This is a genomic window from Anaerocolumna sp. MB42-C2 (genome assembly GCF_030913705.1).
GTDB lineage: Bacteria > Bacillota > Clostridia > Lachnospirales > Lachnospiraceae > Anaerocolumna.
Window position 1 is genome coordinate 5,156,398 of sequence record NZ_CP133190.1, and the last position, 24,488, is coordinate 5,180,885.

Below are 24,488 nucleotides of genomic sequence, written 5' to 3' on the forward strand. Positions count from 1 at the left end.
TAATGTCGACTTGATGAGGAAGTAAACAGTGAATTGTTTCACAATTCAAATCTTTTTATTATAACAGGCTAAAAGATAGTTAATTTATATTAAGTATTTTTAACAAAAAGCAGATATTTTTTAAATAACGAGCTTTCCGATTGCGTGATTATTAATTTTACAGGAGGCATTTATAATGAGTGAGTATGCAATTAGAACAAGTCATTTAACGAAAAAGTATGGTGAACAAAAAAGCGTAGATGACTTATGCTTACACGTCAAAAAAAGGAATGCTATAGGTGGAGATTATGTTTGATCAGGTTAATCATTTGCATAAAGAGCTTGCAGGACTCGTTGATCGTCATTCCGATAGGGATGGTACTCAATCTACTGCGATTCCATCCATTAGCTTTTCTCGTCACTCTGCTCCTCATCATTTCACAGGAACAGGTGCACCCTACAGAATTAACAAACCCTCAATCTATATTGTTGTTCAAGGATTAAAGGATGTAATATTTGGTGAAGAGCGATTTAGTTATGGGCCGTCGAATTACCTTGTAGCTTCTATGGATTTACCGATAATTGCCGAGGTGCTTGAGGCATCGGCTGAAGTCCCGAACTTGACATGTAGAATTGAATTTACTCATAGTCAAATTTTGGAGTTATTAAGCGATGAAGAGCTCAAGGTGAGCTTCGTTGGAAAATCAAAACGTGGTATGAATGTTGCCAAATTAGATTTATCTATGTTGGATGCTGTTGTTAGACTAGTTCGTCTACTAGATAAGCCGGCCGATATCCCTGTACTTGCACCGCTTTTTACAAAAGAGATTTTATACAAGGTGTTGCATGGAGAGCATGGCGATTCACTAAGACAAATTGTAACTGACGAGAGTCCAACTATTCATATTCAAAATGCAATCCAACAGATTGTGGATAATTTTCAAGAACCTTTCCGCATTGAAGATCTAGCCGATATTGCTAATATGAGTGTTTCGTCATTTCATAGACATTTTAAAGAAATAACCGCAATGAGCCCGATTCAATTTCAAAAGCAACTGCGGCTTCAGGAATCCCGGCGTCAATTAATAACTCAGTCAGTTGACGTCGCAGAGGTTGCGTTTCGGGTCGGTTATGAAAGTCCAACACAATTCATTCGCGAGTATTCCAGAATGTTTGGCGTTACGCCAAAAAAAGATATGAAACGGTTGAAAAGGCTTGATATACAATAAGAGGATACTTGAGAGACGTCAAAAAACAAATCCATAATTTCAAAGAGTATGATTGGCGGTTATAGCCTATCATGCTCTTTTTTAAGATTATGTTATAAAATATGCTTCGGGAAATGATAGTAATAGGCAACTTTTTGATTCAATCGTGTTACCGCTCGTCTGAGTATCCGAGGTAAAATTGGTATAGCTTCAATGGATGCTTCTAGTGCCATAAGTAGTTGAAGCTAATATAACATTTTTTCGGAGGTATAAATGAATAATATTAAGCTTGGCCACTCTGGCCTTGAGGTTTCACCTATCTGCATCGGATGCATGGGATTTGGAGATCCATCCAAGGGATACCCATCTTGGGCGCTCGGTGAAGAGAAGAGTCGCGTTTTGATCAAACACGCGATTGAGGCTGGTCTTAATTTCTTCGACACAGCCAATTTGTATGGGGCGGGATCGAGCGAGGAGATCGTCGGCAAGGCGCTCAAGGACTTCGCTAAACGCGAGAACGTCGTCATTGCCACTAAACTTGGCGCCCCCATGCGCTCAGGTCCTAACGCATTCGGTCTCTCGCGAAAGGCGATTATGAACGAAATCGATTGCAGTCTAAAGCGACTTGGCACCGATTACATTGATCTTTACCAAATCCATCGCGCTGACCCATTCACTCCATGGGAAGAGACCCTAGAAGCGCTCCATGATCTCGTAAAGATGGGAAAAGTGCGCTATTTGGGCGCCTCCACAATGAGAACGTGGCAGTTCGCTAAGGCCCTTCACATCCAGCAGAGAAATGGCTGGACACGCTTTATATCGATGCAACACAACTACAATCTGCTTGCCCGCGAGGAAGAAAACGAAATGATCCCTCTTTGTGCTGACGAGGGGATTCAGACTATCATTTACAGCCCGCTTTTCCGCGGTCGTCTGGCACGCGCTTGGGGTGAAACCACTGCACGCTCAGAGTCCGAAGCTGGTGCCAATAAGTATTTCGAGGCAACTGCGGCAGCCGATCAGAAGATCGTTGAGGCTGTTGGAAAAGTCTCAGAGGAACGTGGGGTAAGCCGTGCACTGATCGCGCTTGCCTGGTTGTATCGCAATCCAGTTGTTGCGGCACCTATAGTTGGGGCGCTCAGAACCAGCCATATCGACGATGCTATTGCAGCACTTTCGATCAAGCTGACCGATGAAGAAGCTGCGCGTTTGGAGGCATCATACACTCCTCGTATTGATGTGAATGTTAAAAATTCTGATCCGAAGGCGATAGCTCAAATGTCGGCAACAGTTGGGCATGAAATTGCGCCCCCAGTCGCCTCCAAATAATTTAATGAAAGGAGCCACACTTCGATCTACCCGAGGCGCGGCTCCATTAAGTACTGTAGATACAGTGCTTGGATAAAAGAACAATAGTAAGAGTCCTGATACTAGAAATCTATTGTGCACAAAAAGAAATATATAGAATAAATCCTTCTCTAATGAAGCAAAAAAGGCAGAAAGTTCTGTATCGCGCAAAAACCCCCGGTGGATCAAGTTCAGGTTTGGCTGTTGCAATAGTACAAATAGTAAGCAACAGACTCATAACTCGTCCCATTTTTTGTGGAGCAATATTGCCTTGCACATAAGCATAAAGCAGCACATTGAATAATGTTGCGGAAACTCCCATTAAAAAGCAAAAAATTAAACAAATCAAAAGCAATTACGCTTATGGTATCCGATGATTTTTTAAAGCAAGAAAATATAAACATAACGGAAGAGGATTGGAATCGTTTGGCACGAGGAATCAACGGTAGAAATATTTCTATTCCTGCTATAACATCTTTACTACTTAGTTGTTCGACATTGGCAGTACGCTATTTGTTAAGAATCTGCTTCTTAATTATCGTTTGTTCTGCCCACAATAAGGTCGGAAAGAACATAGGCTGGGTGATGGTTGTTATCCAGGTTTAAGAGAATATTCCGTTGAAGCTGGGCAGCTAATAGAGGGCGAAGTTTTTCAAGCAGCATATAATCTGTTTAATATGATTTTTGTTTAAGCTCCGTTTAATTTTCTCTGCTAAGATGAGCTCATAAATAAATGGAGGTGTACTTTATGGATAATAGATTAAAAACAGATGGGATTACCGCCATCACCAATATACGAATTTTCGACGGTGAAAATGTTATTAATGACAAAACTGTGGTAATCAAAGGGTCACATATTCAGGCAGTAGGCGGGAAAGTGCCGGTTGGGGCAAGCGTAATTGATGGGCGAGGCAAAACACTGTTGCCTGGTCTTATCGATTCCCATGTGCATACCGACTTTGAAGGCTTAAACGATGCGCTTAAATTTGGCGTTACCACAGAGATGGATATGCAGGGCCATTGGCCAATAAAAAAACGTAAGGAAGTAGCTGATAGGAACGATATTGCTGATGTGCGTTCCCCGGGAATGGGTATTACCCCTAAAGGAGGACATCCAACTCAGTATATGAGTTCAAGCAGCCTGCTGATACGTTTAGTACTACCGTTCGTATTCCGGTTTGTACAGACACCTGAAGAGGCAGTTAAATTCGTTGACAAACAGATTACCGGAGGGTCCGATTACATCAAAATCTTTATTGAGGATGGAAGCTGTATTGGTTACCCCGGCCTGCCTGTGCTGGATGATCAGACCATTCGTGCGGCCATAAATGAAGCGCATCGCCACAATAAACTTACTATCGTCCATGCCACGACTGCCGAAGCGACAAAGCGCGCGATCGATGCCGGAATAGATGGACTAGGTCATTTGTTCTTTGACCGCTCACCCTCCCCACAGCTTGTTGAAGATATTGCGTCATCCGGCGCTTTTATTATACCTACTTTGGTGACCCTCTCCTCAGCTTTTGGTAATAACGCAGCCTGGTTGGCTAACGACGAACGGGTACGCTCAAAACTTAGCAAGAAGTGGCTCGACGCCCTCTCTCGCTGCATGAACGTTTATCCGCAGGGAAAGCTTGAAGAGGCTTATACCACGATCAGGGCTCTCCGAGATGCAGGTGTGGATATATTAGCGGGATGCGATGTGGCAGACCCGTTACCGATGCTAGGAGGCCTCGCCCATGGAGCAAGCCTGCACCATGAGCTACAGCTGCTTGTCGCAGCGGGGCTTACACCGAACGAGGCGCTGCGTGCAGCTACCTCCACTCCAGCGCGTCGTTTCGGGCTCACTGACCGCGGCCGGATTGCCCCCGGTGCCCTTGCTGACCTGCTATTGGTCGATGGCAACCCGTTGACCGACATTTCTGACACGCTGTCCATTCACGCTGTTTGGCATCGGGGTGACCAACTCGCGGCAATTTAAAAAATGATGATTATTTGTACCAGTCGTTGAATAATTAAGTAGTAATATTAAGCCGGTTCAAAACAGAATTTACTATTAAAGCTACGAGCGGAAAGCGAATGATTGGCAGAGCTTTTAGTGCATTCGACGCTTCTCTGTTAAATAAAATAAAAAAGTCAGCAGACAGCGTTTGGCAGTCTGCTGACTTTTTGTATTCGACACATTTCATAAATTACTGAATAATGAGTGAGATACAAAAAATATCGACCAAATAATTTCAATTAAGAGACACAACTGAATACAAATGGATATCTTAACTGCCGCTCACCACCGTTTGTTCATCATTTCACGATTTTTATTATTTTTAAATGGAGGACAGTTCTATGGCTGATTATCGAAAGAAAATTAACTGCACGGATAAGTTATACACAACTTGGGATTCTACCTGCATATATATGCAATTTCAACTCCAGTAAGTCCACCGCCTATAACCATCACTTTATCACTGATTGGTTTTGTCTCCAATAATGCTTCCACTGTGGTTATAACTTTTTCTGAATCTGCTCCACCTATGGTTAGCTTTCTTGCAGGGGAGCCGGTTGCCACAAATATAGAATCTGGTTTAGTAAATATTCTTCTAGATCTGAAATTATCTGACTTACAGTAGGTTGTGACAGATAGAGCTTTTTACAGCCTCACTCATTTTTCATAAAGATATGATATATGAGCAAACTCTCCGTAACTTAAAACGTTTTGGAGTGACCAATGGCGAGAATTGTTACGTAAAAGGCCCCTTCCAGTTGTTCTCAGATCTAGGAAAAAAAATCAGGTGGGATAAACAGGACCACATAGTGCATTTACCTCCCAGATTTTTATGCCAATCAGGTGGTGTTTACGTTTTAAAATATTCTGGAAATTAATCCATAATCTTACTTTTGTCTATGGAAGAATATTGTAGAAAATTAAAGAAATATAAGATATAATAATATACATCAATAATAATACTATGTGAAACGAGGTGTTGCTTAGAAAAAAACAATGGTATCCAGTTATAAACAATAGAAATTTTTGGGTGTAATATGAGTCCAGCGTAATTGATTTGGTTTATTTCGGTTGTGTACATGAAAAACGTAATTATAGGATATCTCTGAGTAGAATTATATATAATTAGACAATGATTAGTAGGTTTATAAGATAATAAACATATGGAAGAGGGGGAGACAATGCTACCAGATTATTAAACCACTAGAAAGGAATAGATGCTATGAGAATAGGATTTAACGGATTAAAAGGAAAGATACTTATTTCTACAATGATTGTATTATTAATAACAATTATTTCTTTGACTGCTATAGTGATTTATAATATTAATAAAAAATCTTATGAGGATTATTATAAAAATTCTACAGAACAAATGAAGAGTGTATCACAAGCTATTAATATTTTTTATGATCAAATAGATAAGAATATTGATATGTTGGCAACGAACCCTATAATTATGAACGTTGATGATAAGATTACTACATATAAAGATACTACTAAAGATACTCCAATGCATCCATCCGCCAATGAAGGGATAGAAAAGGAAATTTATAAGATTTTTGAGCAATATGCAGCTAGTCACCAAGGTACAAGTTATGTATATTTAGGAACAAAAAATGGAGGATACATACAATGGCCGGAAGAAACTACAATGGCAGGATATGATCCGACCAAAAGGCCTTGGTATAATGATGCAATGAGTAAGAATGGGGATATAATCAGAACAGAACCATATGAGTACAAATCACAATTGCTTACAAGCAATGCGCGTACGATTACTGATAAGAACGGTAATGTTTTAGGAGCAATTGGAATTGATGTTCAGCAATCTGAAATCAGTAATATGCTAAAAAGCATGAAAACCGGTGAGACAGGATATGCAATGATTGTACATAGTAATGGTTTAATTATGGCAGATGGTAATAGCGAGAATAATAATTTTAAAAAAGTTGAAGAGGTTAATATAGATGGATTAGATAGACTTGGGGGGATAGATTTAACCCCTTTTACAGTAACTGTTAACAAGGTTAAGTATATAGTGAATCCATATAAAGTTAACGGAACTGACTGGATTCTGGCTTCGTTTATGGCAAAAGAGGAATTGGAGTCGGGAGCCAGAAAAATAGTAAAAACTATTGCGGTTTCTGCAGTTACCATATTAATAATAGCTTTTCTTCTTTTAAGCTATGTTGCAGGAAATATAACGAAACCGATACTAGCAGTTACTAAAAAAGTTCAAGATTATGCAGATTTGAATTTTTCTACTGATAGTAAATCTAAAGTGGAAAAATTTATGAGTGGAAAAGATGAAATTGGAAATATGGTGAGAGCTTTAAAGATTATGAGGGATAATGTGGCTGACTTTATATTCACCACATCAGAAGCCGCAGAGCAGGTAGCTGCTTCAGCTGAAGAATTAACTGCGACTTCGTTACAAGCAGCTACTGCTTCAGAAGAAATAGCTACAACAATTGAGGAAATTGCAAAGGGGGCTGGGGAGCATGCAAAAGATACTGAAATATCAGCTGATTATATAGGAGAAATGGGTAAATTATTGGAAAAGGATTCTCAGTATCTAAAAGAATTGAATACTTCTGCGGTTCAGATTGAAAAGCAGAAAGAAGAAGGTTTTACAATTATTAAAGAGTTAATAGATAAGACAACGAAGAATAATAATTTATCAAATAATGTCTATGGGATCATTATTAGTAACAATGAGAGTGCAGAAAAAATTGATAATGCAAGTTCTATGATTCAGAATATAGCAGATCAGACAAATCTTTTATCTTTAAATGCTGCTATCGAAGCCGCAAGAGCCGGTGATGTCGGAAAAGGTTTTGCAGTAGTTGCGGAAGAAATACGAAAGTTAGCAGACGAATCGAATAGGTTTTCAAAAGAAATAAAAACTTTAATAAATGAATTAAAAGAGAAGTCCCAAAATGCCGTTGATTTGATACAAAAATCAAAGCAGATAGTAGCTGAGCAATCGTTGAGTGTTGGAACCACAGAAGAAAAGTTTGAGGGTATTGCTGAGGCAATAGACATTATAAAAAACAAAATATATAAACTTAATCATTCTTCAGACCTTATGGCAAGCAATAAAAGCAAAGTCATAGAATTGACTCAGAATTTAGCTGCGATTTCTGAGGAGAATGCTGCAGGAACGCAGGAAGCCTCTGCCGCAATGGAAGAACAGGCCGCCACGATTGATAATATTGCAAAATCGGGAGAGAGTTTAGCTGCAATAGCAGAGGAATTAAGAGGATTAATTGAGAAATTTAAGATATAATTAAAGTATAGTTGTTAAAAAGTCTTGGCCATCAATGAGAAACACTCTACAGAACTTACTTGCATTCAGGCATATGATGTATGGCAGGAAAAAAAGAATTACGGCAAGGTTAGCATGGGTGTGGTTCGAACCACATATTTAATTGATGAAGATGGGATGATTGTGAAAGTCTTTGGTAAAGTGAAAGCAGCGGAAAATCCGGCACAGATGCTGGAGCAGTTATAGGATATAAAGATAATAATTTAACCGGCATTTCCGGTCTGAATGGTATCAAGGTTTTTCATGAGTTAGATTTGCTTATTCCAAGAAGGTTTTGGAAGTTATTTAAAAAAGCGAATTCATAATGTTGAGGTGATTGCAAACAAGAAAAGGCTTAAATATTTAAATTTTAAGCCTTTTTTTCGGTTAATTTTATAGAAAGGGTAGTTGGGAATCTATTTGTTGACAAAGCATCTTACTATTGCTATACTTTAAACATACACAGTGTATGAAAAGAGGTACATTAATGCCACGAAACAAATATCCCGAAGAAACAGAGCAGATAATACTTGACGCTGCATTAAAACTGTTTATTAAAAATGGCTATGAGCAAACAACAATTCTTGATATAGTCGATGAAATGGGCGGCCTGACACGAGGAGCCTTTTATCACCATTTCAAAACAAAGGAAGAAGTTTTTTTTGCGTTGATTGATAAATTATTTAATGATATAGAACCATTTGCAAAAATCGGAGCCCGCGACGACATAAATGGTTTAGAAAAAATAAAACTAACCTTGCAAATATTAAACGAGAGCGAAGAATATACCGTACTTCATCTTCAAATACTCCCATTGATTGAAAGCAGTCCGACAGCTTTTAAGATATATATGGAAAAACAGCGAACCTTTTTAGCATCAAAATATGCTGAACTTATTGAAGAGGGTATAAACGACGGCTCAATCAAAGCAAAGTATCCGAAACTAACAGCCGAATTATTTTTGTTGATTTGTAATGTATGGATGATGCCAACAATATACCCACAGGCAAACGAAGAAGAAGCGTGGCAAAGATTTAATATGGCAAAGGACATAATTGACTTTTTAGGGTTGCCGGTTCTTGATAAAACCCTAACTTCTCATGTTGTAATAAATGACCAAGGTATCGTTGTTGAAATCAAAAAATGAGACAAGCAGCAGAGAAATACAATAAAGGAATTCTTTTAACTTAATACATACATACAATATGTATAAAAAATATTTATTAGGAGGATTATTGCAATGAAAAGAAATGACATTGGACTGGATGATCTTTTAGCAGAGTTTAACGAGAATATTATCGGTAAACCAAGTTCTGCTACTCTTGGTATTGTTACTATTACACGTAGGGATTTAGAAGAATTAAAGGCATCCAACAAAAAGGCAAACATCAAAATGACTGGCATACTGACATTTTCTGAAGATATTACACCTGATTTAGCGAAAGAAACTATAGAAAGTGTTAAAGTACGAGGAACAATAAAAGCCTCTCCTAAGGTGCAGGAAGTGTTGAATACACTCATTAACGAAACATAGTGGTTAAAGATTTTAATATTAACTAAATTGCAGACGAATCTGTCTGCAATTTTTTTTTATTTCATAGGAGTATGTCTAGCGAAGCTGGACCACACCAGCCGGTGTAAGTCCGGTCACGGTAATCGCCAGTGAGCCGTGTAGCCAAATCCGGTGCGTTGCAGTAATGTAGGGTGCTAAGCGGATGGGTAAAGTAACTTCGGGAAGAAGTGCGAGCAATCATGCAGACCGTAACATAAAGTGAATTCTGCCGTATCGTAAGATAAACTTTTCTGAAAAGAAAAGAGATGAGGAAGTCGAGCCCCGTCCTATTGGGCGAAGACCATGGAAGATGGGAAGAAACTGGAAAGCACCATTGACGAACCTCCGGTATATGGGAAACGGTATGTAGGAAAGGTGGGGTTCGGAACTGGAGAGACCCTACCTGCCACCGAAAGGTAAAGAAGAAACGTATAAGCACGAGCGAAATCGTATTCTTGGTGGGAGGGAGTTCGGAGGGGTTAATAGTACCGATGATGGTAATGGAACAAAACATTACTTAGGAAAGGAACCCTACTTCATTCAAGTTTGCAGAGAGGGTAAGAGTGAGAGAATGTCATGAAGACTAACAACTCCAAAGAAAAAGTTCGACAACTTCAAAACAAACTATATTTAACAGCCAAGAAGTGTAGTACAAGAAGATTCCATGCACTTTATGACAAGGTATATCGGGAAGATGTATTATTGGAAGCGTGGAAAAGAGTGAAAGCAAACCAAGGTTCAAGTGTAATTGATGGAATCAGCATAGCGGAAATAGAAAACTATGGCATGAAGAACTATCTGGAGGAAATCCAGGAGGAACTAATGCTTGGCAATTATAGTCCGAAGCCGGTGAAACGGGTCATGATTCCTAAACCCGATGGAAGCAAGAGACCACTCGGTATTCCAACAGTCAAGGATAGAATCGTACAGATGGCAACAAAAATAGCAATAGAGCCCGTATTCGAAGCGGACTTTAAGAACTGTTCCTACGGATTCAGACCGAAACGAAGTGCAAAGCAGGCGCTTGAGGTAGTCAGAAAGGCGTGTAACAACAAAGGGTATTATGTTGTAGATGCCGATATCGAGAAGTTCTTTGACAAAGTAAATCAAGACAAACTGATGAAACTGGTGGAACAAAGAATAGCAGACAGACGGATATTAAAACTAATAAGGCAGTGGCTGAAAGCGGGAGTTCTGTATGGGAACATAATAGAAATCAGCGAACTTGGCACAAGTCAGGGTTCAGTCATTTCGCCACTATTAGCAAATATTTATTTAAATACGTTTGACCGACTGTGGGAAAAGTATGGACTTACCCATGGCAAGTTAGTACGTTACGCCGATGATAGTGTAATCATCTGTAAAAATAAGAGAAGTGCCAACCATGCGTTAAATTTGATGCAATACATCATGGGAAAACTGGACTTAACACTACATCCAACTAAGACAAAAATAGTAGATATGTGGGATGGAAAAGATGGTTTTGATTTTCTGGGTATACACCATAGAAGATTTACAAAAGTAAAGAAGAATGGTACGCCTTACGGAGAAACATACCAGTATCCAAGCAAGAAAGCCATGAAGAAAATGAAGACAGCCATCAAAGAAAATATAAATCAGAGAAATCTGCTCCCCAGAAGTGAGGAAGAATTGATTAAGGTAATGAACCCCAAAATCGTTGGATGGAGGAATTATTACAAGACAAGAAATGATGGGAAGTGGCTAAAAGCAATTGATTGGTGCATTCTGTGCACATTTACAAGATGGTATAACAAGAAACATCAGAAAAGCAGAAGTCTTAAAGGGTTATGTAAAATAAACCTTACATTAATGGATAAGGGTTTGCAGAGAATGACTGCATGACATAAAGCTGTAGAAAGAAGAATGTCGGAAAGCCGTATGAGGGAAAACCTCACGTACGGTTTGATGAGGGGAAAGAGGTCTTGCGACCTCCGACCTACTCTACAAGTTCTCCGAACTTCCCTATGAAATAAAAAGCCCGACCGGCGGGATGCGCATGACGCGCTATTGGAAGTTGTCACTAAAGTGACAGCGCGTCAGCGCTAGAGTCTGGCAGTCAGACGATTTCTCATAAAGTCTCTTGACAATGCCACTACTATGTGATACAGTATAGTAGTAATAAGCAATACAGGATACAAGTCACACACAGTAGTGAATGGAGGGTAATGCATTTGGAAAATATAACAGAGATGCTAAAAGGTGTTTTAGAGGGTTGCGTGCTTGAAATTATCAGCCGTGAGCAGACATACGGTTATGAAATTACACGCAAGCTCAATGCCATGGGCTTTACCGATGTGGTAGACGGTACGGTTTATACAATTCTTGTGCGCCTTGAAAAAAATGCACTAGTAACGGTGGAAAAGCAAAAATCTACAGAGGGACCGCCGAGAAAGTTTTTTACGTTGAGTGATGCAGGGTATGAGGAACTTAAAAGTTTTTGGTTAAAATGGGATTTTGTCGCATCAAAAATTAATTCATTAAAGGACGGTGCAAATCATGATTGATAGATTTATGAAATTAGTCATTGGCGATTTAGAGGAGAAAAAGGAATACAGTCAGATGATGAAGCGAGTGCATGCCCTTCCGCAGGAATATCGCTTTGCTTTCAAAAAAATACAAAGATATATGTATAACATCGGTGCAATAAACGGAGATACGGCTGTTTTTGTTAACTTTAATGTGTTCATTGGTTTACTGGAGTTATTTGAAGCAAGTGCAGCAGAAGGTAAAAATGTGATTGATATTACCGGAAGTGATGTTGGGCGTTTTGCCGATGAGTTAATAGCGGCATACAGCACCGGCACCGAAACAGTGCGCGACAAGCTAAACCATGAGGTAGCTGAATATTTTAAAAAGGAGGATAAATAAATGCTTGATTTCATCAATAAAATGATAGGCGACAAAAGGGAATACAAAGAGCAGATGTCACGGGTGGCAGCTCTTCCTGAGGATTACCGTTTTGTCTATGAGAAAATACAAAACTATATATGGAGCTTTGCAGGCGGTTCGGGTATGGATATGCTAAAAACTCTGTATGAACTTATCGATCTTTTTGAAGAAAGCGTTGCTGAGAATAGACATGTACTTGATGTAACAGGCGAAGATGTTGCAGGTTTCTGTGATGAATTAATACGTGGAAACAAACTTTGGATTGACAGTCAGCGAAATAAACTCAATCTAGGTATGAAAAACGAATTTAAAAAAGGTATGATCTCCGGTAAAGACAAAAAAGAAAGAGAGTGAAAAATGGATCAGGATGAAAACAGACAATGGCTTCTATGTCCTTTTTGTAAAAATAAAACCCGTACAATGCTGCGAGAGGACACCACACTGCAAAACTTCCCCCTTTTTTGTCCCAAGTGCAAAAAAGAAATAGTCGTCAATGTTAAAAATAATATCATAACTGTTATCAAAGAGCCGGACGCTTAGACGCAGAGCCGATAACCATGAGGAATATTCGCATAGGTTGTCGGCTTTTTATATATTAATTCATCAAAAGGAGGCATTCAAAATGCAAAATATCATTATCGAAGTACAGGGATTAAAAAAGGCTTTTGGAAAAGTTGAAGTCTTAAAGGGGGTGGACTTTACGGTTGAGTTTGGCAAGATCTTTGCTCTTTTAGGCTCCAATGGTGCGGGTAAAACCACAACCATCAAAATCTTGTCAACATTGCTTTCGCAAGACAGCGGTAATGCGAAAATATGTGGTTTTGACGTTAAATGGCAAGCCCGACTTGTAAAACCGGTTATAAGTCTTACAGGACAATTTGCCGCAGTAGACGAAATTCTTACTGGCCGTGAAAACCTTATACTAATTGGAAAGCTCCGTCATATAAAAGATCCACGAAAAACCGCTACCGACTTACTGACACGCTTTGGGCTGATAGAAGCAGCAGACCGTCCTGTCGGAACGTATTCCGGAGGTATGCGGCGACGCTTGGACATTTCCATGAGTTTACTAGGAAACCCTAAGGTTATTTTTCTCGATGAACCAACCACAGGACTCGATCCCGAAGCAAGAATTGAAGTTTGGAAAGAGGTTAAACAGCTTTCAGAAAACGGAACAACCATTTTTTTGACAACACAATACTTGGAAGAGGCAGAGCAGTTGGCAGATAGTATTGCCATTCTTCATGAAGGAAAAATTATTGCAGATGGCTCTCTTGCTGAATTAAAGAAACTTATCCCTCCTGCAAAAGTAGAATATGTGGAAAAGCAACCTACATTAGAGGAAATATTTCTTTCAATTATTAGTAATAAGGAGGTAAATTAAAATGGGAAATAAAAAAAATCTTTTTTTACGAGATACAAATGTTATGCTTGGACGCTCAATGAAACATATTTTTAGAAGTATCGATACCATTATTACGGTGTGCATAACGCCTATTGCTATTATGCTGCTTATGGTATATGTTTTTGGAGGTGCAATGGGGGGTGGCATGAGCACAGCGGAATATGTAAGTTATTCACTACCCGGCATTCTGCTTATTTCTATCTCCAGTGCCATTGCCTATACTGCACTTCGTCTATTTACGGATATTAAAAGTGGATTTTTTGATCGTTTCAAATCCATGCCTATTTCAGCTTCTTCGGCATTGTGGGCACATGTTCTAACATCTTTAGTTTCTAACGCAATGTCATTGGCAGTTATTTTCTTGGTGGCTTTTTTCATGGGATTCCGTTCATCGGCAGGTATGTTTAACTGGCTTGCTGTTATAGGAATTCTTGCACTTTTCACATTGGCTCTGACGTGGGTTGCAGCCATTGCGGGTTTGAAAGCCAAATCCGTAGAAGGTTCAAGTGCATTTTCCTACCCTCTGATTTTTCTGCCATTTATTAGTTCAGCTTTTTTATCGACGGAAACCATGCCTGCAGCTGTACGAGCTTTTGCTGAAAATCAGCCTGAAACCGCTATCGTGGATAGCATACGAGCCCTATTAATGAATAAGACTGTTGGAAATGAAATATGGACAGCACTCGCTTGGTGTGTAGGTATAATGCTGGTAGCTTGGTTTTTTGCAATGAGAGCATATCGAAAGATTTAATGCAGTTTTGCGTTGCGCTGTTAAAGGTTCCTCTACTTAATACTCTCTTATGAAGGTTTCAAAGCCGTTACACAAAAGTGATGGCTTTGCTTATGTTCAAAGAACTAATAAAATCTGCCACATTGTCATCACTTTCTACCATACCAGTTTTACCTAATCGTTTCGATGTCTGGAACTCTTTTTGTTGTTTAGAATTTTTGCATAGAATTGAGGAGACAGGATTGATGGCACATAGTTACTTAATACCGGTACAATAAAATACTTATGGAAAGATTATGTAAACTAGTGTAATATTAGCTTATTGAGATTAATTAAGCACAAAGGAAAAGAACAATGAATTCATTAAAGTTCGGTAAAAAGATCGTTATTACAATTATTATTGTATTATTACTAATAAATGTAATTGCTATAATTAGCATGGCGTTTTGGAGGCTGGACAAGAGAATAAAGGAAGATAGGAAGAAAACTGTAAGCTCCTTTGAGAGATAGTTTAGAGTATATGGAGTGTTGAATTGTAATTCGGGTAGAAATAGACAAACTGCTTCAGAAATTATATGACATCAACCGAAAAATAAAAGGCAGCTTATTTAATTATATAATGAGTTTTGTCATGTAAGAAGCAGACACAACTCATTTTCTTCCACTTTACATAAATAATATTTCTATTTATACTTTCCTTAATTACCTATTATAATGGGTTATTTATAAAAATATACAAGAGCTAAGATAAGTACTTAACTGTAGCATAATATGCCACTGCGGATAGTGACCAACATGGCGTAGCATATGCCATTAACTGTCTGTTGGACGGTTAATTAGAAATCATTCGGAAAAATAGAAGTGAAAAAATTGAAACTTTTTTAAATAGGAAAAACCTAATAAGAAGTAAGGATTCCCATATAATCAAGCTGAAAGAAGAGAGGAGGGCTGTTTATGAAGTTGACACCGAGGAATAAAAAGATGATATTACTTCTTATAGAAGAGAATAATTATATAACGGTACGTTATATCGCTGAGATGGTAAATGTAAGTTCGAGGACGGTCCTCCGGGAATTGATTCATATAGAGAACTGGCTGAACAACAAGGGCATTGTACTGGAAAAGAAAAAAGGCAGCGGAATTCGTATCAATTTACGGGATAAAGAAAGAGAAGTTTTGAAAAATGAGATAAAGAGTGAGAAAGCGGATCTGGTTTATTCGCCGGAGCAAAGGCTTACTTTATTAAAAGCAGAGCTTTTAAAAAATTCCGGAATAACCAAGCTTTATACCTTAACCAAGTTACTGGAAGTTACAGAAAGTACCATCAGTACGGATTTGGACAAGCTTCGTACCTGGATGGACAAATTTAGTTTAAAGATTAATAAAAAACCTGGGCTTGGGGTATACGTGGAAGGTAATGAAATATCTGTCAGGAGCGCAATCATTACCCTAATTTATGAACAGGTCCATGAAGCGGAATTAATCAATATCATATTTAATAAAACAATAGAGACCTTTAATCTGGATTTAATTAAAACCAGAATAAACCGGGGGATTCTTGATATAATGGATATTAATAATCTGGTACTGGCCAAACAGCTACTTAAGAATGTGGAAAATCAGATGGGCTGTCAGTTTGCGGATAACTCTTATATCGCACTGGTAATAAGAATTAGTGTGACATTGCACCGGTGTCTTATGAGTATGTTTATCAATGATATCGGTGATTTGGAAAAGAATGTACCTAAGGATAAACTATATAACATGGTAAAAGAGTGGTTTATTTCCCGTGAAAAACCTCTGTCCTATACGGTCCCGGATGAAGAAATCAAATATCTTGTAATTCATATCAGAGGTGCCGAGATACAGGAAAGGCAGGGGCGTGATTATAAGCAAGATATAAAAGACCTTAAGACTTTGGAATTGACAAAGGAAGTTATTTATATTGCCGAAAGGGAAACAGGTATCTATCTTGAGGATAGTGAAAAATTGCTGAAGGGCTTGGCAGTGCATCTTAAGATGGCTATATACCGAATAAAAATGCACTTGGATATTATGAATCCCTTATTAGAGGATATTAAGGACATGTATCCCGATTTATTTCAGACGGCCGAAAAATGTGCTTCATTTATTGAAGAAAAAGAAAGTATTATTGTACCAGAAGATGAAATCGCATATTTGGCCACTCATATCGGAGCGGCAGTGAAAGAAGAAAAAAGTAAAACTCTTCAGCTATACCGTGCGGTAGTTGTAAGTACAAATGACATTGGTGCAGCTCAGTTGCTGGTATCAGAAATTGAACGGGTATTTCCTAGTATCCGGATCTCTTCGATTATTTCCGTTATGGATATGGATATTGCCCAGTTAACACAAAAACATATCGATTTCATTATTACCACAGTAGAACTGCAGGTTTCAAAACTTCCGTTCATACTGGTAAATCCTATATTAAATGAAGCGGATAAGAGGCATATACGGGATGTATTGGATAACTTTTTGCCGGTAAATGTAAATTACGGCAGGTTAAGAACAGCCCAGTTTAAAGAAAAGTTAGATAAGTTAAAACGATATAGCAGTTATGTTTTGCAGTTTATAGATAATTTTCTGTTTATTGAACAGGTTTCCGCAAATAATGATGAAGTCTTAAATCATTTCATCAGTCGGTCCCTGTCAAAAGGAGCCGAAGACAGGCTTCAGATAGAAACGGATATGCGAAATAAGGAACAGAAAGGTACTGCGATTCTAAGCCGGAAGAGAATGGTTCTATATCACCTCCGGTCAAAGTCGGTAAGGGAACCTGGTATGACTGTCCTGCGGCTTAAAGGATCTATTGAAAGTACGGATAAAAGCGGGAATGTCCAAAAAGCAGATACGTTCATTGTTTTGTCAATACCAGCAGATACTGATAACAGTGTACTCGAATTAATAAATGAAATAACCAGAAAAATTATCAGCAGTGATTTTTCTATGACATTAAAACAATCTGGAAGAGAAGAAATAATCATTGAAATGAATGCAATTTTAGATAATTTAATTCAAAGCAAAGCACTGGAAACTAATATTAAATGAGTTATGTCATATGTGAACCGGACATAACTCATTTTCTTTTTCTTTACAGGAGCTTTATTTCTAATTATACTTTTTTTACAAGAACTTAATAGTTTTTTACATTAATTGCTGGTACAAACAGGAAAAGTCCAGCTTATAAATATCAATAGTAAATTGAAAATTAATTGATATTTCTATCAAATGAAAAAAGGAGAGAATACTATGCAAAAAGTAACAGTAACCGTAACAAACCCGGTAGGATTGCATGCCAGGCCGGCAAGCCAGCTGACCAAGCTTGTAAAAGGATTTGAATGTGATATTGAATTTTATAAAAATGGGGATGCCACCAAAAAACACCAGCCTAAAAGCATTTTATCCGTAATGGCCTTAGGAGCTGTAAAGGGGGATGAACTGACCTTTGAAGCAAACGGAAAAGACGAAAAAGAAGCAATCAAAGCAATTGAAGAGTTTGTAAAGAGTGGTTGCGGGGAATAGGAGATAAGGTATGAATACCATAAAGGGAGCACCCATTTCACCTGGGATAGCAATCGGTAAAGTATATTTAAAAAAGACAGCTTTGGAGGAAATATCCTTTACAATGGCGGAAAACAAAAAAGATGAAAAGAAAAGATTCCAGGATTCCAGAAATCTGGCAGTAAAACAAGTGGAAGAAATTTATCAGGAAATGCTTCGTTCAAAGGGTGAACAGGAAGCTTCCATATTTTTAGCCCATATAGAAATGCTAAATGATACGGAATTTATTAATGGCGTAGAAAATATCCTGGAGGAGTCGGGCTGTACTTCGGAATGGGCAGTTAAAACGGTAAGGGATAATTTTGTTGGAATTTTTGAATCCATGGACGATGAATACATGCGGGAAAGGGCAATGGATATCAAAGATATCAGCGGCAGGGTAATACGGATACTGAAAGGAAATGACAATGAGGAATCTCTTAAGCTTACGGAACCGGTAATTATTATATCGGATGATCTCGCACCCTCCGATACGGCGCAGATGAAACCCGAGCTTGTTTTAGGAATCATTAATGAAACTGGCGGTCCGACTTCCCATGCAGCCATTATAGCCAGGATGCTTGGCATCCCTTTCTGTATCTGTCCTAAGATTACTATTTTAGTAAAAAACGGTCAGATGCTGGCTTTCGATGGGGAAGAAGGGAAGATAGAGCTGGAAGTAACGGAGGGAATCCTTAAGGATTACCGCAGGAAACAAGAAGCTTTTCACCAAAAGAATCTTCAACTGGAAAAGTTAAGAGGTACAAAGTCCATTACTAAGGATGGCTATGAGATTTTACTGGCAGGAAATATCGGTGCCCCGAAGGATGCGGATAAAGTACTGCAGCAGGACGGACATAGTATCGGCCTGTTTCGAACAGAATTCCTATACATGAACAGGAAGGATTCTCCGACAGAGGAGGAGCAGTTTGCTGCATATAAAGAAGTTGCGGAAAAAATGCAGGGTGAACCGGTGGTTATCAGGACCTTGGATATCGGCGGAGATAAGGAAGTTGATTATCTTAAGATACCAAAGGAAGAAAATCCGTTTTTGGGTTACCGGGCTATCCGCCTCTGTCTGGACCGGATACCATTCTGGAAAGTTCAGTTAAGGGCCCTGCTTCGTGCAAGCGTATTTGGAAATATCCATATTATGTTTCCTATGATCGTATCCATGGAGGAACTTCTAAAGGCAAAAAAGATATTAGAAGAAGTAAAAAGAGAATTAAGAAGAATAAAAATTGACTTTAATGAAAAGGTACCGGTTGGAATGATGATGGAAACACCTGCAGCAGCTCTGATGGCAGATGTATTTGCAAAAGAAGTTGATTTCTTTAGTATTGGAACCAATGACCTCATCCAGTATACCATGGCGGTTGACCGTATGAACGGGAAGGTTGCCCATTTATATTCACAGTATGATCCAGCGGTACTCCGTTTGGTTCAAAAAATCGTAGATAGTGCTCATGAAAACGGAATATGGGCTGGAATCTGCGGCGAAGCTGCTGCGGATAAGGCACTGATCCCATTCTGGGTAGGTTTGGGATTGGATGAACTTAGTATGTCGCCGGTTTCTATACTTCCCACAAGAGAGAAGATCCAAGGGCTTTCAAAAGCGGATTGTGAGAATTTAGTGGAAAAAATATTATTACTACGAACTGGAAAAGAAATAGAGGAAACTTTAAGAAACTACAGATAAATTCTGCTGGTAAAGACTGAAAGAATACCCTATGATACTAAGAATATCAACACAGTAAAAACTGCATTGATGGGACCCTTATCTGGTATTTCAGCAGACTATATCGTGGATGATTTGCTGGAGGCATATTACATGATCAAAGAAAAAGTGTATCAATAGTATAAGGATGGCAGTGAAGTCTTAAAAGCTACGCTGCCATCCTTATTCATGAAGAAGAATTGGTAAGCCAATTCTTCTTGTTTAATATTGATATCGTTTTCTCTGTCCAATAAGAAATAATATGGCCACAGTAAAAGCCATGACTTCTGCAAAAATGATGGAGTACCAGATACCGTCAATCCCAAATAATAATGGAAGTAAAAGAACTGCCATGATCTCAAATACAAGGGTTCGTAAAAACGAAATAGTGGCGGAAATTAGAGCGTTATTTAGCGCGGTAAAAAAGGATGAACCAAAGATTGCAGCCCCTGCAAACAGGAAGGAAAAAGAGTAGATGAAAAATCCCCGCAGCGTAATGGAAAGCAAATCTTCATCATAACCAACAAAAATGGCAGATAAGGACCTTGCTGATAACTCTGCAGATACAAACATTCCTATTGAGAAAATACTTATAATTACTATACTTTTTTTCATTACATTTTTTAATTCGGCATGATTAGCTGCACCAAAATGATAGCTGATGATTGGAGCTGTACCAATGGAGTAACCTATAAATACTGCGAGGAAAATGAGATTAACATACATTAACACACCATAGGCTGCTACACCGTCCGCACCGGCATACTTTATAAGCTGGATATTGTATAACATACCTACGACAGACATGGAAATATTACTCATTAATTCGGAAGAACCGTTAGCGCATGCCCTTAGGATCGCTTTCCCATCATAGTTCGTTTTCGTTAAACGAAGAAGACTGCTGTTAGGTGAAAGAAAATATGCAAGAGCTGCGCCGCCACCTATAAGCTGGCTGATTGCCGTGGCGACTGCAGCTCCCATAAGTCCCTGTTTAAGCAAGCCGACTAAAATTGCATCCAAAAGTATATTAGCAACACCTGAAGCAACCGTAACAAATAATCCAAGCTGTGGTTTTTCGGCCGTAACAAAGAAGCTTGAAAAAACCATTTGTAAAATAAATCCTGTCATACCAAACAAAACGATACGGCTGTATTGTACACAGTTGTTTAACATCTCACCTTTTGCTCCTAAGAGGGAGGCAATCTGTGGTATAAAAATTATACTGATTATTGTTAGAAAAATACCAGAAATAATTGAAACGTAGACTAATAGCGAGAACTGGCGGTTGGCCTTTCCTAAATGGCCCTCACCCATTGTTTTGGCAACCAGTGCACTGCCTCCTGTGCCGAACATAAAGCCAATTGCGCTGAGAATCATATTAAAAGGCATGATAAAGTTAACTGCAGCGAAGGGTATTTTACCAACAAAGTTAGAAACGAAGAAACCATCTACTACACCATAGATCGATGTAAACACCATCATGGCAATAGATGGAATCGTAAATCTTATTAATTTTTTATAAGTGAAATGATCTGATAATTGAATTTTCATATTAATATTCCTTTATAAAGTCGCTGCTTTTTTCTTGAGTACTGATAAAAACCGCTCAGTTAAAACAAAGTATAATTCTTGTTCCTGCTCTGAAAATGTACTGAGAGCTTCGTTTTCAAATGTTATCAGTCGAGAAACAGTTTTTTTAGTAATTAATTTACCTTTTTCTGTAAGGAAAACCATTTTCTTTTTGCCGCTAAATGATTCTAAATAAACAATACCGTCAGCTTCCAATTTACGAAGAGCTGAGCTGATAGTTTGCTTGCTTGCTCCTGACAGTTTTAATATATCGCTAAGTAAACAGCTTTCTCCAAAGTTGCAAATCGTATATAGAATCATCATGGCACTGTCTGATAACCCTAGTTTTTGGGAAAGCTCATGATAAGTATTGTCAAGCTCACTTATCAAATAGTTGAATCTCTTCATACTGCTGTTGAAATATTCTTGCATAATAGTGTCCTCCTTTCACTAAGTCCGAAATCGTACAAACACAGTATAGTACGATTTCGGACTTATGTCAAATAGTTATTTTTTCTGATTTTTCTTATATAATTATTTTTTCTGTTTTCCTACTGGGTATTGGGCTTATCTTTATTTTTTATCAGGAGAAATAAAAAAACACTTACTGTTCACAAATTGGTGTTATTAACACTGGTAGAAGTCGCTGTTTTGGCATTCTTTAGTTTGTTCCACACTTTAAAGGCTGCAGACAATGTAACAATTTGCCACTTTATACATAATATATAGGGAAATTGTAAAATAATAGTGAATTAATGTAATTATGGAGGTAGCGTTTATGAGCAAATTTAAAATGAAAAAAAATAAAGATAAATATGTTTCTGCGTATTGTAATTGCAGCAAAATATTGAAAAAATTCCACAGTTTAATATATGAAGCCGAAGAACTTTATAAAAAAAGTGATGCAATTATTGATACGAAAGTTGTTGAAGCAATTTACATTGCTACAGAAAGCCTTGAAAGAGCTTTTGAACTGGGTGGCCAAGGTGAAGAAACTGAAAATAACGCCTATAAAATGCTTGATAAAAGCGAATGCGGTAATACTTGTGATAAAAATTCTACCGAATGTAAAGAACTTGATACGAAAGCTCAAGAAATGTTTTCTCTTGAATCAGATTACCTTACTCATGCTTTAAATTCATTAAAGGATGCGCAAAAAGATATTCAAATATCTATGGTCGAAAGAAAAATCGGATACAAACTTAGAGATCAATATAAGAAATGTATTCATAGTAAAAAGTCAACATCCGACTGAAACCAAAATAGTTAATTAGTAGTCAGTGACTTTTTCAATCATCCGCCGGACAAGCTGCAGGTATTCGGCCAGGACTAATAGCTGCTTTTGCAGAAAAGGACCTATGTCGGCAATGCATTTTTCAGTTCATATCGACCGATATTATCCAGCAAAAGCAGCTGCTTTTATCACGAACGCGTTAATTTTACTTGGAATCTGAGGGTATTCTTTTCATGTAAAAAATATGATATAATTATATTATTCAACCAGTTGTAAACGAAATAAAAACAGCGGATACGTCCGAGAGACGAATCACTGGCCGTTTTAAGTTTGATTCCGAAAGATAAATTTAAAGGTTGATAAGGAGATTCGTTTGATATGACACAGTTTACGGAGGAAGTACTTGTAATCATAAAGAGAATACCTTATGGGAAAGTTATGAGCTACGGACAAGTTGCAAGGTTTGCAGGAAATAATAGAGGTGCGAGGCAGGTAGTCAGGATACTTCATTCGATGTCTTTGAAGTACAATCTCCCATGGCACCGGATAATTAACTCCAAAGGTAAAATATCAATCACGGATACTAGATATGCGGCTATTCAAAGAGAACTTCTTATAGCGGAAGGAGTGGAAGTATCCGAGGACGGGTACGTAGATATTTCTATATATGGAGTGTGAATTCGATGCTGCAAAGCCAAGCCAGGAAAAGGACAGGCCGTTCTACATTACTATTAATTCAGATGAAAGGAAAGAAAAATTTATGACAAACGATCGTGTATATAAGATGGAATTTTCGAGAGTATACCCACTGCTTGTTCAAAAGGCAGAACGCAAAGGGCGCACCAGATCCGAGGTTGATGATGTGATTTGCTGGCTGACGGGGTATAATGAATCAGGTTTGCAGGAGCAAATTGTGAAGAATAACGATTATGAAACTTTTTTTGCCGAAGCTCCCAAGATAAACCCGAACGCTGCCAAAATTTCAGGTGTGATTTGCGGTCATCGCGTAGAGGAAATAAAAGATCCACTAATGCAGAAGATTAGATGGCTTGATAAACTGGTGGACGAATTGGCAAAAGGTAAGCCTTTAGAGAAAGTTTTGAGAAGTTGATCAAATGGATGTACCTGCTTAAGTCTGCGGCATATAAAATAAGATGAAAGGTTTCTCAATACCTATCAAGAATACAATAGAGTATTTTGAATAAAATAACCATGAATGATATTAAAATAATTGAAGATTTATCACTTAATGCCTGGCCATCTCATCAAATGGAATTATATGATGGATGGATTCTTCGCTTTTCTCATTTTTATACTCATAGAACTAACAGTGTTGAGCAATTTGGCAGCTCCTCCCTCACATGGCGTGAAAAGATACCGCATTGTGAGGAAGTATATCGGCGTTGGGGTACTCCGACCATATTTAAAATAAGTCCTCTTGTATCAAAGGATTTCGATTATGTACTGGAAAACCGTAATTATGAAATACAGCATACCACATGTGTTATGACACTTAATTTAGAGAACGCTGTTTTGGATGTTTCAACGGATTCAGTTAGCATCAGTCAGTTTATACAGAAAGAATGGATTGACAGCCTGCTTGTTTTAAACGGAACAACAAATCCTATACACAAGACAATTGTGCCTACCATGTATAATGCTATAGCTAAGGATACTATTTGTGTCTCAATCCAAAGACAGGGTCATATTATTGGGACAGGTCTTGGTATTCTTGACCGGGATTATATTGGTGTGTATGCTATTAATGTAAGGGAAGATTACCGAAAAAAGGGATTGGCACGTTCCCTGTGCACCTGTATCTTAAAGGAAGGAATCAAGAAAGGGGCGAAGAAAGCTTATTTACAAGTGGTGGATGGGAATGACCCGGCATATCTGCTATATCAATCCTTAGGTTTTCAAAGTTTGTATACGAATTGGTTCCGAGTAAGTAATGGAATAACCTAAAC

Annotated in this window: 24 protein-coding genes and 1 pseudogene; 22 read left to right on the forward strand and 3 right to left on the reverse strand. The window is 38.2% G+C overall.

Going from position 1 to position 24,488, the window contains the following annotated elements:
* Positions 1 to 287: 287 nt before the first annotated feature.
* The 4 genes from RBU59_RS22845 (at position 288) to RBU59_RS22860 (ending at position 4,515) form a co-directional block, all read left to right on the forward strand.
* On the forward strand, positions 288 to 1,208 hold the full coding sequence (locus tag RBU59_RS22845) for an AraC family transcriptional regulator (RefSeq protein ID WP_308144779.1): 921 nt from the start codon (positions 288 to 290) through the stop codon (positions 1,206 to 1,208).
* A 252-nt stretch (positions 1,209 to 1,460) separates the two neighbouring features.
* Positions 1,461 to 2,516, forward strand: coding sequence for an aldo/keto reductase (locus RBU59_RS22850; RefSeq protein ID WP_308144780.1), 1,056 nt, complete (start codon positions 1,461 to 1,463; stop codon positions 2,514 to 2,516).
* 321 nt (positions 2,517 to 2,837) lie between these two features.
* Positions 2,838 to 3,140 carry a hypothetical protein gene (locus RBU59_RS22855; RefSeq protein ID WP_308144781.1) on the forward strand — a complete coding sequence of 101 codons (303 nt, stop codon included), beginning with the start codon at positions 2,838 to 2,840 and terminating at the stop codon, positions 3,138 to 3,140.
* Between the two features lie 142 nt (positions 3,141 to 3,282).
* Positions 3,283 to 4,515 carry an amidohydrolase family protein gene (locus RBU59_RS22860; protein ID WP_308144782.1) on the forward strand — a complete coding sequence of 411 codons (1,233 nt, stop codon included), beginning with the start codon at positions 3,283 to 3,285 and terminating at the stop codon, positions 4,513 to 4,515.
* Between the two features lie 420 nt (positions 4,516 to 4,935).
* Here the strand turns inward: RBU59_RS22860 and RBU59_RS22865 are convergent, their stop codons facing one another.
* Positions 4,936 to 5,127 carry an FAD-dependent oxidoreductase gene (locus RBU59_RS22865; protein WP_308148627.1) on the reverse strand — a complete coding sequence of 64 codons (192 nt, stop codon included), beginning with the start codon at positions 5,125 to 5,127 and terminating at the stop codon, positions 4,936 to 4,938.
* 631 nt (positions 5,128 to 5,758) lie between these two features.
* Here RBU59_RS22865 and RBU59_RS22870 point away from each other — a divergent pair.
* The 14 genes and pseudogenes from RBU59_RS22870 (at position 5,759) to ptsP (ending at position 19,700) form a co-directional block, all read left to right on the forward strand.
* Entirely contained in the window at positions 5,759 to 7,825 is a 2,067-nt protein-coding gene (locus RBU59_RS22870) for a methyl-accepting chemotaxis protein (protein ID WP_308144783.1), read from the forward strand.
* Positions 7,826 to 7,873: 48 nt separating this feature from the next.
* Positions 7,874 to 8,050 (forward strand): annotated as a pseudogene (locus RBU59_RS22875) (peroxiredoxin); the annotation flags it as partial.
* A gap of 280 nt (positions 8,051 to 8,330) precedes the next feature.
* The gene (locus RBU59_RS22880; RefSeq protein ID WP_308144784.1) at positions 8,331 to 8,990 is read left to right on the forward strand and encodes a TetR/AcrR family transcriptional regulator; all 660 of its coding nucleotides are present in this window, start codon (positions 8,331 to 8,333) and stop codon (positions 8,988 to 8,990) included.
* A 93-nt stretch (positions 8,991 to 9,083) separates the two neighbouring features.
* Complete coding sequence (locus RBU59_RS22885) at positions 9,084 to 9,377, forward strand: hypothetical protein (protein ID WP_308144785.1); 294 nt, start codon at positions 9,084 to 9,086, stop codon at positions 9,375 to 9,377.
* 594 nt (positions 9,378 to 9,971) lie between these two features.
* The gene (ltrA, locus tag RBU59_RS22890; protein WP_308144786.1) at positions 9,972 to 11,258 is read left to right on the forward strand and encodes a group II intron reverse transcriptase/maturase; all 1,287 of its coding nucleotides are present in this window, start codon (positions 9,972 to 9,974) and stop codon (positions 11,256 to 11,258) included.
* 329 nt (positions 11,259 to 11,587) lie between these two features.
* Positions 11,588 to 11,920, forward strand: a complete 333-nt coding sequence (locus RBU59_RS22895; protein WP_308144787.1) for a PadR family transcriptional regulator — start codon at positions 11,588 to 11,590, stop codon at positions 11,918 to 11,920.
* Positions 11,913 to 12,284, forward strand: a complete 372-nt coding sequence (locus RBU59_RS22900) for a DUF1048 domain-containing protein (protein WP_308144788.1) — start codon at positions 11,913 to 11,915, stop codon at positions 12,282 to 12,284. The genes RBU59_RS22895 and RBU59_RS22900 overlap by 8 nt, the downstream gene beginning before the upstream one ends.
* Positions 12,285 to 12,659, forward strand: a complete 375-nt coding sequence (locus RBU59_RS22905) for a DUF1048 domain-containing protein (protein WP_308144789.1) — start codon at positions 12,285 to 12,287, stop codon at positions 12,657 to 12,659.
* A 3-nt stretch (positions 12,660 to 12,662) separates the two neighbouring features.
* A complete protein-coding gene (locus RBU59_RS22910; RefSeq protein WP_308144790.1) occupies positions 12,663 to 12,845 on the forward strand; it encodes a cysteine-rich KTR domain-containing protein in 183 nt (60 codons plus the stop codon).
* An 82-nt stretch (positions 12,846 to 12,927) separates the two neighbouring features.
* Positions 12,928 to 13,689 (forward strand): ABC transporter ATP-binding protein, encoded by a 762-nt coding sequence (locus RBU59_RS22915; protein WP_308144791.1) that lies wholly within the window; start codon positions 12,928 to 12,930, stop codon positions 13,687 to 13,689.
* Between the two features lies 1 nt (position 13,690).
* Positions 13,691 to 14,461 (forward strand): ABC transporter permease, encoded by a 771-nt coding sequence (locus RBU59_RS22920; protein ID WP_308144792.1) that lies wholly within the window; start codon positions 13,691 to 13,693, stop codon positions 14,459 to 14,461.
* A gap of 933 nt (positions 14,462 to 15,394) precedes the next feature.
* Positions 15,395 to 17,509, forward strand: a complete 2,115-nt coding sequence (locus RBU59_RS22925; protein WP_308144793.1) for a BglG family transcription antiterminator — start codon at positions 15,395 to 15,397, stop codon at positions 17,507 to 17,509.
* A 201-nt stretch (positions 17,510 to 17,710) separates the two neighbouring features.
* Positions 17,711 to 17,983 (forward strand): HPr family phosphocarrier protein, encoded by a 273-nt coding sequence (locus RBU59_RS22930; protein ID WP_308144794.1) that lies wholly within the window; start codon positions 17,711 to 17,713, stop codon positions 17,981 to 17,983.
* A gap of 10 nt (positions 17,984 to 17,993) precedes the next feature.
* Positions 17,994 to 19,700, forward strand: coding sequence for a phosphoenolpyruvate--protein phosphotransferase (ptsP, locus tag RBU59_RS22935; RefSeq protein ID WP_308144795.1), 1,707 nt, complete (start codon positions 17,994 to 17,996; stop codon positions 19,698 to 19,700).
* 240 nt (positions 19,701 to 19,940) lie between these two features.
* Here the strand turns inward: ptsP and RBU59_RS22940 are convergent, their stop codons facing one another.
* Together RBU59_RS22940 and RBU59_RS22945 are read right to left on the reverse strand one after the other, a co-directional pair.
* Positions 19,941 to 21,269, reverse strand: coding sequence for an MATE family efflux transporter (locus RBU59_RS22940; protein ID WP_308144796.1), 1,329 nt, complete (start codon positions 21,267 to 21,269; stop codon positions 19,941 to 19,943).
* 12 nt (positions 21,270 to 21,281) lie between these two features.
* Entirely contained in the window at positions 21,282 to 21,719 is a 438-nt protein-coding gene (locus tag RBU59_RS22945; protein WP_308144797.1) for a MarR family winged helix-turn-helix transcriptional regulator, read from the reverse strand.
* Between the two features lie 346 nt (positions 21,720 to 22,065).
* Here RBU59_RS22945 and RBU59_RS22950 point away from each other — a divergent pair, with 346 nt between their 5' ends.
* The 4 genes from RBU59_RS22950 to RBU59_RS22965 all read left to right on the forward strand — a co-directional run bounded on the left by RBU59_RS22950 (position 22,066) and on the right by RBU59_RS22965 (position 24,486).
* Complete coding sequence (locus RBU59_RS22950; RefSeq protein WP_308144798.1) at positions 22,066 to 22,542, forward strand: hypothetical protein; 477 nt, start codon at positions 22,066 to 22,068, stop codon at positions 22,540 to 22,542.
* 357 nt (positions 22,543 to 22,899) lie between these two features.
* Positions 22,900 to 23,199 (forward strand): MGMT family protein, encoded by a 300-nt coding sequence (locus RBU59_RS22955; protein ID WP_308144799.1) that lies wholly within the window; start codon positions 22,900 to 22,902, stop codon positions 23,197 to 23,199.
* Positions 23,189 to 23,632, forward strand: coding sequence for a DUF2200 domain-containing protein (locus RBU59_RS22960; protein ID WP_330698390.1), 444 nt, complete (start codon positions 23,189 to 23,191; stop codon positions 23,630 to 23,632). The genes RBU59_RS22955 and RBU59_RS22960 overlap by 11 nt, the downstream gene beginning before the upstream one ends.
* A gap of 101 nt (positions 23,633 to 23,733) precedes the next feature.
* Positions 23,734 to 24,486 (forward strand): GNAT family N-acetyltransferase, encoded by a 753-nt coding sequence (locus RBU59_RS22965; protein WP_308144800.1) that lies wholly within the window; start codon positions 23,734 to 23,736, stop codon positions 24,484 to 24,486.
* The last annotated feature ends 2 nt before the right edge of the window (positions 24,487 to 24,488 follow it).